Source organism: Wolbachia endosymbiont of Drosophila innubila, assembly GCF_021378375.1.
Taxonomy (GTDB): domain Bacteria; phylum Pseudomonadota; class Alphaproteobacteria; order Rickettsiales; family Anaplasmataceae; genus Wolbachia; species Wolbachia pipientis.
Map to the genome: position 1 here is coordinate 338,869 of NZ_CP076228.1, position 14,227 is coordinate 353,095.

Sequence of the window (14,227 nt, forward strand, 5' to 3'; positions counted from 1 at the left end):
TTTATTACATGTCTCTTTTCATGTATAAATCTATAGAAAGTTTTATACGGAAGTTGTTTTATGAGCAAAATTATAGAAATCAGAGCACCAAAAACTCTTGGTGGTGAATCAGTTACAGAAGGTATAGTAAAAATAAAGAAGGGTATTGGAGAAGCAGTAAAAGTAGATGACTTGATCTTTGAAATTGAAACTGACAAAACAGCACTCGAATTAACTGCAGAAGCTTCAGGGCAAATAACTGAATTTCTTATAAAAGAAGATGATGTAATAAGTCCTGATCAATTGTTAGCGAAGCTTTCCATGGGAGAAGTAAAAGAGGAAGCGAGAAAAGAAGATAAAAGCGAAAGTGCTGCTAAAAAAGATGCTCCATCAGCTCGTAAAATTATGGAAGAAAATGCAATCAGTGCAGAAAGCGTCAAAGGAACTGGCATGGGAGGCAGAATAACAAAAGCAGATGTGATAGGCCATATGAACAAAGCTGAACAACCTGCAATAAAACAATATGAATTGCCAAAAAGTGTAGTAAATGGAGAGCAAAGAGAGGAACGAGTAAAAATGAGCAAAATAAGGCAAGTAATTGCCGCTCGTTTGAAAGCATCGCAAAATACTGCTGCAATACTGACCACGTTCAATGAAATTGACATGAAGAATGTCATGGATCTAAGAGCAAAATATAAGGACGCCTTTGAAAAAAAATATGGAATAAAACTTGGTTTTATGTCGTTTTTTATAAAGGCAGCGGTGCAAGCATTGAAAGAAATTGCTGAAATTAACGCTGAAATCTCAGGCGATGAAATCATATATAAACATTACTATGACGTAGGTGTTGCTGTTGGCACCGATAAAGGTCTTGTTGTACCAGTTATTCGGGGTGCCGATCAGATGTCATTTGCAGAAATTGAGTTGACTTTAGTTGCTCTTGGCAAAAAAGCTCGTGAGGGTAAATTACAAGTATCAGAAATGGAAGGTGCAACATTTACCATCTCAAACGGTGGAGTATACGGTTCACTTCTTTCCACTCCGATAATAAACCCTCCGCAATCTGGAATACTTGGAATGCATTCAATACAAAACAGGCCAGTTGCTGTTGGTAATGCAGTAGAAATCAGACCTATGATGTACATTGCTCTCTCTTACGATCACAGAATAGTTGACGGCAAAGGAGCAGTAACTTTCCTCGTTAAAATAAAAAATTATATAGAAGATCCAAATAGATTAGTTTTGGAAGTGTAGCTCAAATGAATTGTTGTTAATCCAGTATTGCTAAAAACCTAAATGTCATCTAGTTCTGCCAGCAGTTTAGCAACTTCCGGATGATCAGGGCCATAATGTTTCTCAAAAATAGGCAAGGCCTGTTCAAGCAATTCCTCTTGTTTCTTGTGATCGCCCAAAGCGCCATAGGCAATACCAAGATTTGCCAGTAGTTTGGCAACTTGAACATGACCAGAGCCATAATGTTTCTCAAAAATAGGTAAAGCTCGTTCAAACAACTCTTTTGCTTTCTGATGATCGCCAAAAGTGCCATAAACGATACCGAGGGTTGCCAGTAATTTAACAACTTCAAAATGGTCGAGGCCGTAATGTTTCTTTCGAATTGCTAGAGCCTGTTCAAGCAACTCTTTTGCCTTCTGGGGATTACCTAAAACCCTATAAGAATTACCGAGATTTGCCAGTGTTCTAGCAACTTCAAAATGGTCAGGCCTGTAATGTTTCTTTTTGATTGCTAAAGCCCGTTCAAGTAACTCCTTTTGTTTTTTATAGTCACCTAAATCCACATGAGAGATACCAAGGTTTGTCAGAGTAATAGCGACTTCAAAATGATCAGAGTTGTAATATTTTTCTTTAATTGTTAAGGCCTGTTCAAGCAGCTCCTTTTCTTTCTGAGGATCACCCAAAGCACCATAAGCGATACCAAGGTTTGCTAGTAGTTTAGCAACTTCAAAATGATCATAGCCATAATATTCCTTAAAGATAGGTAAAGCCCGTTCAAGCAACTCTTTTTCTTCCTGAGGATCACCTAAAGCCCTATAAGCGGTGCCTAAACTTATTAGTGTTCTAGCAACCTCAGGATGACCAGTGCCATAATGTTTCTCAAAAGTAAGTAAAGCTCGCACAAGTAAAGCCTTTTGTTTCTGAGGATCACCTAAAGCACCATAAACGTTGCCTAAGTTTGCCAGTGTTCTAGCAACTTCAGAGTGATCGGAACCACAATGTTTCTCTTGAATTGCTAAAGCTCGTTCAAGCAATTCCTTTTGTTTCTTATAATTGCCTAAATACCCGTAAGCGTTACCTAGGTTTGCCAGCAGTTTAGCAACTTCGAAATGATCAGGGCTATAATGTGTCTTCAAGATAGGTAAAGCCCGTTCAAGCAACTCTTTTTCTTTCTGAGGATCACCTAAAGCACCATAAGCAATGCCAAGGTTTGCTAATGTAATAGCAGCTTGAAAATGATCAGAGCCATAATGTTTCTTGATGATAGGTAAAACCCGTTCAAGCGACTTCTTTTGTCTTCTAGGATCTAAATCAAAATATCCATCGCCTATCCATATTAACAAATTTACAAGATAATCCTTTTCTATTGTTTGTTTTTCTGAAGGATTTTTTGTTAGCCAATTATCTACATGTGATAAGAACGCTTCTAAATGCGGCAATAATTGTCGTTTCTTAGCATAATCTTCTAATTTATCACTGCCGTAAGGAAAGCTTTCTTCCAGTAACTCAAAAGTCTTTTTCACAACTTTGTCTTTGCCTTGTTTTTCTAACTCTATTCTTGTTACTTGCTGTACTAACCTGTGGATATTGACTGAGCTTTGCTCTTCTCCTGAGTTGATCATTGAATATTGTTTAAGTAGTTGGATAGCATCACCTAACTTTTCTTCATTGCGTTCTACCCCTAAAAACATTTTTGCAGGAATGTTGTCAGGAGCAATATAGGCAATGATATCCAAGATTTCTTTGGCTTGCTGACCATACTCTGGGTTATCTTTGATTTTATCAATAGTAATTCTCCAGGTTATAAAAGTTGTCTTGGTGTAGCTATTGTCGCTGTCTTTAGGAAACTTAAAATCAAGTAATTTTTCTGCTTCCTCTTTGTATCTCTTTAAATAATCACTAATTTCAAACTTCAAGCCTACATTCTTTAATGCTATATCCCTTTCTTTTATGTATGCAACTGCCTGCTGCAAAGCTAAAGGAAAATGCTGTAATGTTTCTGCCAAATTCTTTATTTCATTTTCTTGTGAACCATCTTTTATACCTAATGCTTTTCTAATAAAGTCTATTGATTCTGGTTCAGTAAATGCACCCAATGTTAATGATTTTATATCTCCCCATTTCTGATTACGAGAGGTAATCAAAACACTAGGTTTATTATCATCAGATGATAAAAAGTGGGACGGTAAGAATTGACTAATACCAGCATCTTGACCTTCACTTCTATATTCTTCTGCATTATCGAAAACAAAGAGACTTTTTCTCTTGGCGAAAAAAGCGTATATGTCTCTTACAATAGATTCAATATCCCTATCTTCTGTAGGAATGCCTAAAGGATCTCTAGCTAACCTGAGAAAAGACTGCACCATGGTTTCATGGGTTTCAGCTTTTATCCATATAATATTGTTGTCATAATCTTTACTGTGTTCTTCAATATATTTTTTGGCCAGCTCAGTCTTACCTATTCCTCCCAACCCACTAATAGAAACCAGTTGCGATATTACTGTGGCTACACCTTGACTTTTTTGTATTAATTTGTGTAGTTCTCGTAATTCTTCTGTGCTTCCAGTGAACGATCCTACTGGATTTCTCACCTCAAATCGAAAGCCTCCTAAGAGGTTGTCCGGAAACAAGTAAATTCAAGCATATTCCCTCTTTAACATAACCCTACTCATAGCTAGGTATATGAAATTCTCAGTGGATGTTGTGAGTAAATCATACTCCTTCGATAGCCTTCTATTCCTATTAACCCAAGCAAAAGTCCTTTCTACAACCCATCTTCTTGGCTGTACTTTAAACCCTTGTTCTCTTGTTGGTAGTAGCTCAGGTGGCGTATCTTTGTGCACCCAAAATCTACATGGAGGCCTTTTAACAATTTCAATATCTATGTCATATTCTTCCTTTATGTGATTCTTTAAATTTCTTCCTTGGTATCCCATGTCAGCCCACATTTTTTTAACTTTAGTATATTTTGTTCTCATATTGTTTAATGCTATTTTAATACCATCTCTATCATTTTCGTTAGCAGCGCCTACGTAACAACCTAGTATAAAACCCTGAGTGTCTGTAATTATATGCCTTTTTCTACCCTTTACTTTTTTACTTCCATCATAGCCTTTGATCCCCCCTTTTCTGTAGTCTTTACAGATTGACTATCTACTATACAGGCACTCGGCTGCTCATTCTTTCCTATTTTTCTTCTACTATATTTTGTAATTTCATAATTCATTTTCTCAAAATTCCCTGCTTCTTCCATTGCCTGAACTGCTCATACACAGTCTTCCATAGCGGAAAATCATTTGGTAAATACCGCCATTGACACCCTGTACGCAATACATAGAAAATTGCTTCTAATATTTCTTTTTTGCTATACTTTGGCAGCCTTCCTCCTTTCTTGTATGATACTCTGAAGTGTTTTTCTATTCTTGCCCATTCCCTTTCGCTTAGATCTGTTGGATACTTTTTTCTCATCTTTACCCCGTACTAAAATTTCAGATATTATAGCCTTTTACTTGTTTCCGGACAACCTCTAAGATTTCTTCTTTCATCTTGCGAAAGAATTCTCTTCCGTCTTCATGTGTAAGAAAACGTCTCCCTTTTTCTTTCAACCAATCTAGCATTTTTTCTTGGAAGCGAGCGTAAACATTCTGTCTATCAATATCATTAAATTGCTCGCCTAGCTCACTTTTGATAATATCCGCTAGTTTTATTTCATTGGGCTGATTTACTGCAAATACTAACTTATCAAAAAATTCTTTTATATTGTCTTCCAACCTACCTTCATTCATCATTCGTCCAAATTCACGTTGCCACATCTGATTTCTTTCCAATTTCCTTTTTGAGTTCTGATCTGGCTTGTTTTGGAGTTTTTTTATCTCCTCTTCTAATTCTTCCATCGCTTCTTCTACAGCACTTTCAAATGCTGGTTGCACTACTGAAATTATGTTATTGTGAATATAAGAGAACTTATATCTAGTGCCACCATCTTTAAAAAAGACATCACTAGTGTCGATTACTTCAACTAAAATTTCTATTTCCTCGTTTGGTCCTAAAGTTTTTACCCTCAACTTCTTCACTGTGTTTCGTGCTGTGCTTTGATCCAGATCAAAATCGATATTAGTACAGATAATAAAATCTTTCAGGTTACCATCTGCAAAATCTTGATTATTTTTGATCTTTAGGTAAGAAACAAAATACTTTGCTAATCCAAACTCACCACTTTTATCTTTTGTAAGTAAGTTCCCTACTCCAATTTTCTTGTTATCTTCATCTTGTGTGTGTTTAGCCTGCAAAAAACGGTATACTTTCTTACTACCTTGGGTACATTCAAATACTAAATCATCGAATTTTCTGGCCTCTTCTATTTCTGTACCTAAGCGAAAAGAGTGCTGATAGAGCACTCCTCGATGCAAAAATAGCATCAATACCTTTAGCTGGTAGATATTACCGTGCATAACTAGTTACCTCATACAGGCTGCTATAAATTTGTTTGATCTAGAATTAAAGATTACCAAACACTAAAATAATGCAATAGAGTCTTTATGTGTTGATAGAAAGGCCTTCGAGGGTAGGAATTGCCTGGCAAACTCTTAATTCTTGATTTAAAAAAGACTTTCCAAAGACTCCCCAAATCTAATATGTAATTGCTGTAGGCTGCATTTAGTAATATAATCTCATATTAAATAAGACTTTACTTAAGTTTATGCTAGATTCTCCGCTAATTTTGACAGCCATTCTTATATTTTTCATTTTTACGTTGTCATTCTTTTTTATAAGAAAGATATTTGGGTCAACAAATAAGAAGATAATAAAATCCTTTAGGAAAATTGTTCAGCAAATAAATGCATTAGAAACAGAAATGCAGAGTTTATCTGATGAGGAGCTTGCTGGTAAAACTGAAGAATTCAAACAAGAATTGAAAAATGGGAAAACGTTAAATGATCTTCTCGTACCTGCATTTGCAGTTGTGCGTGAAGCCTCTCGAAGGTTTCTTAACATGAGGCACTTTGATGTTCAACTGATTGGTGGAATGGTGCTCCACAATGGTATGATATCAGAAATGAAAACAGGAGAGGGAAAGACACTCGTTGCAACTTTAGCAGCATATCTAAATTCCTTAGAAGGGAAAGGCGTACACGTCGTAACTGTTAATGACTACCTTGCAAAACGAGACACAGAGTGGATGAGCAAATTATATAATTCTCTTGGGGTTTCTGTTGCGTTTATTACGAATAACTTGACAGACGAAGAGAGGAAAGAGGCTTACAGTGCAGATATCGTGTATTCCACAAATAACGAGCTTGCCTTTGATTACCTGCGAGACAATATGAAATTTTCTCAAGAAGACATGGTTCAGAGAGGCTTTCACTACGGAATAGTTGATGAAGTGGACTCAATACTCATTGATGAAGCTCGCACTCCGCTTATTATTTCTGGCCCGGTTGAGGAAAACAATCAGATATATAAGCATATCAATAAAATAGTAACCAAATTAGTTGACTCCGATTATGAAGTAGATGAAAAAGGTAGAACGGTATTCTTGACTGAAGATGGTATTTCACGAGTGGAGGAACTACTAAGGTCATACAATCTCATTCCTGAAAATTCCTCGCTCTATGATACTGACAGCATGATAATGACTCATTATATAGACCAAGCATTACGTGCATATAAGCTGTTTACTGCTAATAAAGATTATATAGTAAAGGATGGCAAGGTAGTGATTATTGATGAATTTACTGGGCGTATGATGGAGGGCAGGAGATATTCCGATGGTCTTCATCAGGCACTTGAAGCGAAGGAGAATCTTGAAATTCAGCATGAAAACCAAACTTTAGCATCGGTCACATTTCAGAATTACTTTCGTATGTACAATAAACTTTCCGGAATGACGGGAACAGCAGCAACAGAGGCAGAAGAGTTTCGTGATATATACAGATTAAATGTAGTAAAAATTCCAACCAATGTACCTGTAAAAAGAGTTGATATTGATGATGAAATTTACGGTACAGAAAAGGAAAAATTTAATGCTGTGTTGAAGTTTATAGAAGAATGCTACAAACGCCTTCAACCGGTCCTTGTTGGCACGGTGAGCATCGAAAACTCTGAGAAGCTTTCTGCGCTTTTGCAAAGCCATTCTCTTAAGCATTCAGTATTGAATGCTCGTTATCATGAACAAGAGGCGTACATAATAGCGCAAGCTGGGGTGCCAGGTAGTATCACTATAGCAACTAACATGGCAGGGCGTGGAACTGATATTCAACTCGGTGGAAATGCTGAAATGATCGCAAAGGTAGAGCTAAAGAAGATAAAAAATGCTGATGAAAGAGAAAAAAAATACCAAGAAATAGTTGAAAGAGTAAAAAAAGATAAGGAAATTGCTATAAAAGCTGGTGGTTTATGTGTGGTTGGAACCGAAAGACATGAAAGCAGGAGAATAGATGATCAATTACGCGGCCGTTCTGGTCGTCAGGGGGATCCTGGACTTTCTAAGTTCTTTTTATCGCTCGAAGATGACCTAATGAGAATATTTGGCTCTGATAGAATGAGAAGCTTTTTACAAAAAGTAGGGTTAAAGAATAACGAAGCTATTCATCATCCATGGATCAATAAGGCACTCGAGAAAGCGCAAAAGAAAGTTGAAGCTAGAAACTATGACGTGCGGAAATCTCTACTTAAGTTTGATGACGTAATCAATAACCAACGTAAAGTTATTTTTAAACAGAGAAACAATATCTTAGGCAACGAAATTAATGATTTACTTGAAGTATATAGCGAAGTAAATGAGAGCGTAGTAGAAGGCATAATCCAAAGTGGCTATTATGAGGATTATATTGAAAATATAGTCAAAGAATTCCATACAAGGTATGGAATAACGCTTGATAAAGAAGACTTGGCAAAGTTTTTGAATAAACAAGAAGCTTTGAATTATATAAATGATAAGATACAAGAATTTTTTACTGAGAAAGAAAAATATTTCAACAGTCAGCACACTACAGATTTGTGGAATACGATCGTGAAGCAAATGATGATAATGACACTTGATCATTTATGGAGGGAACACCTTTCAGTTCTAGAGAGCCTAAGACAAAGCATAAGCTTACGTGCTATGGGGCAGAAAGATCCACTGAATGAATTTAAACGCGAAGCTTTCTTGATGTTTGAGTCAATGCTTGAAAAATGGAAGGAACTCACCATTCACCGCTTAGCACACTTTAAGTTGGCAGACAACCAAGAGATAGGCAATAGGTTACATTCTGCTAGAAATAGCAGACTTCCCAAAGTCTCAAGAAACGACAAATGTCCTTGCAACTCCGGAAAGAAATACAAACACTGCCATGGTGCGGTTACTGTGGTGAGCTAATAATTATGGTTATACAGTTTGTTTATTTCCATCAACATTACTGCATCTAACCTCACTTAGCTTACTGTTTAATGAGTGCTCTGATGACTTATACGCAGCCCCATAGGAAATTCCACCAACTATCAGTGCAGATGCTACAGTAATTCCAATTATTGCTAGTGCAGGTAATGCAGTAGCGTAAACGAGTGCTAATGGAGTAACAATGGCAGCTAATATACCCACAGCAACTCCTGCTGTTATAGCTTTAGATCTATGAATAAATGATGGATCTGCACCATCATTTAGTAGAAGTTTTGCTAGCTTTGGGTATCCACGCTGAACAGCGTAGTGTAAAGGAGTTCTTCCTCCTCGATCTTGTATATTAACATCTGCTCCTTTTTTTAGTAAAACTTCTACTACTTGTGTGTGTCCATGCTTAGCAGCATTATGTAAAGGAGTTCTTCCAACTTTACTTTGCACATTAACATCTGCCTCTTTTTCTATAAGATGTTTTACTACCTCTATATAACCATTATTAGCAGCATTATGTAAAGGAGTTCTTCCAACTTTACTTTGCACATTAACATCTGCCTCTTTTTCTATAAGATGTTTTACTACCTCTATATAACCATTATTAGCAGCATTATGTAAAGGAGTTCTTCCAACTTTACTTTGCACATTAACATCTGCCCCTTTTTTTATAAGATGTTTTACTACCTCTATATGACCATTATTAGCAGCATCATGTAAAGGAGTTTCCCCATACCTATTTTTCAGATCGATATCTGCTTCTTTTTTTGACAAAATTTCTACTATTCGTATGTGTACATGTTTAGCAACAACATGTAAAGGAGCTTCTTTGCAATATCCATTTTTTATACCGGTTTTCGCTCCATTGTCTAATAGATTTTCTACTATTTGTATGTGCCCATGTTCAGCAGCAACATATAAAAGAGTCCTTTCATATTCTATAAAGAACCCTGTTAATTTTGTATCTTTAGCTATCATACGCAACATGATACCTGGTAAAAACAGGTGATCTATATCAAACTTGTTATCTTTCCACCCGTTGTATACGCGTGGGTCCTTTTCCTGCAGCTTATCCTTAATTTTATCAATTATATTATCTTTATTGAAGCCTTGATCATTAATTTCTTGTAATATTTCCTTTAGCATTTCTTCAAATTCTGATCCCACTATTTCCTACCAAGCTATAAAACTTTATTAAGAGGTTGTCCGGAAACAAGTAAAAGGCTATAATATCTGAAATTTTAGTACGGGGTAAAGATGAGAAAAAAGTATCCAACAGATCTAAGCGAAAGGGAATGGGCAAGAATAGAAAAACACTTCAGAGTATCATACAAGAAAGGAGGAAGGCTGCCAAAGTATAGCAAAAAAGAAATATTAGAAGCAATTTTCTATGTATTGCGTACAGGGTGTCAATGGCGGTATTTACCAAATGATTTTCCGCTATGGAAGACTGTGTATGAGCAGTTCAGGCAATGGAAGAAGCAGGGAATTTTTGAGAAAATGAATTATGAAATTACAAAATATAGTAGAAGAAAAATAGGAAAGAATGAGCAGCCGAGTGCCTGTATAGTAGATAGTCAATCTGTAAAGACTACAGAAAAGGGGGGATCAAAGGCTATGATGGAAGTAAAAAAGTAAAGGGTAGAAAAAGGCATATAATTACAGACACTCAGGGTTTTATACTAGGTTGTTACGTAGGCGCTGCTAACGAAAATGATAGAGATGGTATTAAAATAGCATTAAACAATATGAGAACAAAAAATATACTAAAGTTAAAAAAATGGGCTGACATGGGATACCAAGGAAGAAATTTAAAGAATCACATAAAGGAAGAATATGACATAGATATTGAAATTGTTAAAAGGCCTCCATGTAGATTTTGGGTGCACAAAGATACGCCACCTGAGCTACTACCAACAAGAGAACAAGGGTTTAAAGTACAGCCAAGAAGATGGGTTGTAGAAAGGACTTTTGCTTGGGTTAATAGGAATAGAAGGCTATCGAAGGAGTATGATTTACTCACAACATCCACTGAGAATTTCATATACCTAGCTATGAGTAGGGTTATGTTAAAGAGGGAATATGCTTGAATTTACTTGTTTCCGGACAACCTCTAACTGATTTTTTTGTAATATATGATAATACTTGCGAATACTATCACATTATCAGGAAAAGTAATCGGGAGTACTGACGGCTGTGCCAACTAGCTTCTCTGCTAGCATTAGCAATATGTGTTTTCAGTATTAGCTGTGAAGACGTTAAAGAAAGTCATCAAACAGGCAGATTAGCAGCAAAACTTTACCTCAATTATGAAAATGTTTCAGTTGAGTCAGCTAAACAAATTTTCAGAATAGATATATTAAATACATAACCATTTTTACTTATATCTTAATATAATGTTTCTCAGTATCGTCTTTAACACAATTCAATTTTCACACTCATCAGCAGTTAGGCCACTTGCTCGCAAAATAACATCAGTAGAAACACCCGCCTTCACTAGATTTTTCGCAACCTTGATCTTTTCTGTTTTTTTTACTTTCTCTTTGCTATTCTTCATATCCCTAGATAAAAATTTCTTCACTAATTCTTGCTCTTCAGTTTTTCTTAGTAAATTAAGTAGTTCACTATCTTCATTTGTTTTAGGCAGCAGAACTTTAATATTCACTGATAATCCTTCTGCTATTTGATATAATTTGTCAAATGATATGGCAGTGTATCCTATTTCATACTCGTGTATTTCCTTGAGTGTTAAACCAACTTTATCCGCCAAATCTTTTTGAGTATATCTTCTTATTAGCCTCCATTCTCTTATTCTTTGCCCTATTCTGTAGTATATAGAATCAGTGCAGATTTCTCTCTCTTTATTATCATACTCGTAAATAGATAAGCCCGTTGCTTGGGAAATTATGTCAACTGAAACTCCTTCTTTAACTAGATTTTTTGCTACCTCTAATCTTGCCTCTTCTTGATTAATTTTCTCGCTAATATGAACAAACCTGACTAATGAAGGTACTATTTTGCCTAACTTTTGATTCTCGTATATTTTTGTTAAATAGAATATTTCTTCGTCTTCATCTTTATACTCTCTTACTACTACTGATTCAGGTAGTAGATCTGTAACACTAACCGATAGTTCTTTTGCTATTGTATATAATACTTCAATTGGAATAGAAATATACCCATTTTCATAGCTGTTTACTTCTTTGTATGTTAAACCTATTTGGCTTGCTAATCCTATTTGAGTATGCCCTCGCATTAACCTACAATTTTCTATTTTTTGCCCTATTCCATAACTAACATTGCTTGCAGAAACAAACATATATCCTCCATTTAAGAAAAAAACTTTATTGCTATAATTTTTTCACGAGCTACCCATCCAAAACTATATCAACAGGTAAACCTACTGCTTGCAAAATAATATCAATAGAAATTCCCCCTTTTACTAGATCCTTTGCAACTTTAATCCTTTCTATCTCTCTCACTTTCTCCTCACAAATACGTATTCCCTCAAACAGAGATTTTATTAGTGCATTACGTAGTTCTTGGCTCTCAATTTCTTTGTATTCTTTAATTAAATCAGGTAGCTCATTTTCCACTCTACTACCTTCATCTTCCTCTGTTAGTAGATCTGTAATACTAATCGATAATGCTTCTGCTATCTCATATAATTTTCCCAGTGGAGTAGCTACGCGTCCTTGTTCATAGTTGCTTATTTCGTCACGTGTTGTATTCATTTTCTCTGCTAAATCCTTTTGAGTATACTCTCTCACTAGCCTCCATTCTTTTATCTTTTTTCCTATTTGGCAGTATATAGAACCAACTTTTTCTTCAATACATTCATCAGCAGGCAGACCAATTGTTTTTGCAACAATATCAACAGAAACTCCTGCTTTAACCAAACCCTTTGCAATTTTTATTTTTTCTGATTTTTTACTACTTTTTTCACTAACTTTGACAAATTTAGTTAATAAACAAAACATCCTACGTAACTCCTGATCATTAATCTTTTTATATTCTCTTACTAGATTTAATATTTCTCCTTCCTCATTTTTAAAGCCGATTTTCTCCTTTGATGCAGTAATGAGATCGGTAATACTTACTGACAATGCACCTGCTATAGCGTACAACCTTTTGATTGAAATTCTACGATTCCCTTTCTCATATTGCAGTATTACCCAGTATTTTACACCAATTTTCTCAGCTAAATCTTTCTGAGTATACCCCCTCTCTAACCTCCAACTTTTCACTTTTTCCCCTACTTCATAGTCTAGAATTTTTTCCACGCAAAGAACCATACATATAATATTTTCTACTATAGCTCAAAGGCTCCAGATATAATAGCCAGACTCTGGAACCTTTAAATTGATGAATTAAAGTGCCCTACAAGTTTCTTTACTATTTTCACGTACTTTGTCTGCCCATGAAAACAATTTTTCACTTACTTCCTTCTGCTTTTCACTCCATATGCCGCACCTAGTGAAATTACCTCTCTCTACTGCTTCTTTAAGTTTTACTCCTCCAAAGAGACAGTTTTTTCCTATTTCTTCTCCTATTTTTTGTAATTCAGCCCACATTTCCTTGTTTTCTACTCTCAATTGTACTTGATCATATTTTTTTACATCGTGGTACAATATAATATTTAGCTTACCAATGCTTGTAGGAAATTCTAATATAATAGAGCTTTCATCTGACATATCGATATAGTTTCTTATACCTTCCTTCTCACTTTTAACCTCAACTGCATCATTGCCAATTTTTAAAATATTACTTCCTAATTCTCTCAGTATTTTGGCTACCTCTACCTTGCTATCATCAGAAAATTCTATATACGATGTTGTATTATCTATCTCAACATCTATTAATTCTCCTTCTTGCACAGCACTTTCACCAGCCTTCTCTAGTTCTTCTAGTCTCTTATCTATCTGTGGCTGAACTTCTGGCTGTAGCTCATTATAGATTTCACCTATTAGTTTATTCTGCAATAAAGTATCATGAAAATCTGCACCACTTAGCATTAATTTACGCATTATCTTTTTTCGATCAGTCTTATCAAATTTATGAAAATGTGTACCCAATACTACATACTCTGCAATGCTCCATTCCCCATCGTTATATGCATTTATTCTTGCTCCAGAGGCTAGTACTTGGTCTATAGTTTTGTGCAATTCATTTATGTTCTTTGCCTCTACCACAGCACTCTTAAACCAGCTCAACTTTTCACTTTCGCTTGCACTTGGCTTTATTTTTTGCAAAGATGAAGCAAATGGGTTTAACATTTCCGGATAATCTGCTTGATCGCTCACAGGTTTTGTGCCATATATGTAATCAAGTCCTTTTCCGTAGTTGATTTTGTTTTCGCGAACGTTTTTGCTAGGAAAAGGCACCTCTCCAAGCTTTTTAGCCTTATTAATTTTGCTTACAAAGCTATTACAACTAAGACCACTTAATATTCCCGACTTATCGCTTGTAGAAGTGAGTTGCTGGCTAGTACGACCAATTCCTACAATAGCATTTAACATCTCACCTTTTGATAATTTATCAAGATCAACGTTTAACTCATAGATGCCTCCTTCCTTATCACCAAAAGGTACAATTATTTTATTAACCATATTAGCCTCCGCTATTAAATATACTTTCTAAGTG

Annotated in this window: 9 protein-coding genes and 1 pseudogene; 3 read left to right on the plus strand and 7 right to left on the minus strand. The window is 35.6% G+C overall.

The annotated features are described in order from the left end of the window. Window positions 1-60: 60 nt before the first annotated feature. Window positions 61-1,233 carry a 2-oxoglutarate dehydrogenase complex dihydrolipoyllysine-residue succinyltransferase gene (gene odhB / locus J4T77_RS01700; RefSeq protein WP_010962667.1) on the plus strand — a complete coding sequence of 391 codons (1,173 nt, stop codon included), beginning with the start codon at window positions 61-63 and terminating at the stop codon, window positions 1,231-1,233. 38 nt (window positions 1,234-1,271) lie between these two features. On the opposite strand, the gene J4T77_RS01705 is transcribed toward odhB, so the two are convergent. From J4T77_RS01705 to J4T77_RS01715, 3 genes and pseudogenes are all read right to left on the minus strand, one after another. Then, window positions 1,272-3,806: a tetratricopeptide repeat protein gene (locus tag J4T77_RS01705; protein WP_190321212.1), complete on the minus strand. Its 2,535-nt coding sequence runs from the start codon at window positions 3,804-3,806 to the stop codon at window positions 1,272-1,274. 45 nt (window positions 3,807-3,851) lie between these two features. Continuing rightward, window positions 3,852-4,683 (minus strand): annotated as a pseudogene (locus J4T77_RS01710) (IS5-like element ISWpi1 family transposase). A 20-nt stretch (window positions 4,684-4,703) separates the two neighbouring features. Further along, window positions 4,704-5,666 carry a hypothetical protein gene (locus J4T77_RS01715; protein WP_190321211.1) on the minus strand — a complete coding sequence of 321 codons (963 nt, stop codon included), beginning with the start codon at window positions 5,664-5,666 and terminating at the stop codon, window positions 4,704-4,706. A 248-nt stretch (window positions 5,667-5,914) separates the two neighbouring features. On the opposite strand from J4T77_RS01715, the gene secA reads away from it, so the two are divergent. Continuing rightward, window positions 5,915-8,575 (plus strand): preprotein translocase subunit SecA, encoded by a 2,661-nt coding sequence (secA, locus tag J4T77_RS01720; protein WP_223823083.1) that lies wholly within the window; start codon window positions 5,915-5,917, stop codon window positions 8,573-8,575. 9 nt (window positions 8,576-8,584) lie between these two features. Here the strand turns inward: secA and J4T77_RS01725 are convergent, their stop codons facing one another. Beyond that, window positions 8,585-9,751 (minus strand): ankyrin repeat domain-containing protein, encoded by a 1,167-nt coding sequence (locus tag J4T77_RS01725; protein ID WP_233641082.1) that lies wholly within the window; start codon window positions 9,749-9,751, stop codon window positions 8,585-8,587. Window positions 9,752-9,841: 90 nt separating this feature from the next. Here J4T77_RS01725 and J4T77_RS01730 point away from each other — a divergent pair. Beyond that, a protein-coding gene (locus J4T77_RS01730; protein ID WP_233641083.1) for an IS5 family transposase occupies window positions 9,842-10,674 on the plus strand; the annotation gives its coding sequence in 2 pieces (ribosomal slippage) (window positions 9,842-10,211 and window positions 10,211-10,674; 834 coding nt in all). 335 nt (window positions 10,675-11,009) lie between these two features. Here J4T77_RS01730 and wmk (J4T77_RS01735) read toward each other — a convergent pair. The 3 genes from wmk (J4T77_RS01735) to J4T77_RS01745 all read right to left on the minus strand — a co-directional run bounded on the left by wmk (J4T77_RS01735) (window position 11,010) and on the right by J4T77_RS01745 (window position 14,193). Continuing rightward, window positions 11,010-11,903, minus strand: a complete 894-nt coding sequence (wmk, locus tag J4T77_RS01735) for a WO male-killing family protein Wmk (RefSeq protein WP_190321209.1) — start codon at window positions 11,901-11,903, stop codon at window positions 11,010-11,012. Between the two features lie 49 nt (window positions 11,904-11,952). After that, window positions 11,953-12,879, minus strand: a complete 927-nt coding sequence (gene wmk, locus J4T77_RS01740) for a WO male-killing family protein Wmk (protein ID WP_190321208.1) — start codon at window positions 12,877-12,879, stop codon at window positions 11,953-11,955. A 75-nt stretch (window positions 12,880-12,954) separates the two neighbouring features. Continuing rightward, window positions 12,955-14,193 carry a hypothetical protein gene (locus J4T77_RS01745; protein ID WP_190321207.1) on the minus strand — a complete coding sequence of 413 codons (1,239 nt, stop codon included), beginning with the start codon at window positions 14,191-14,193 and terminating at the stop codon, window positions 12,955-12,957. Between the last annotated feature and the right edge of the window lie 34 nt (window positions 14,194-14,227).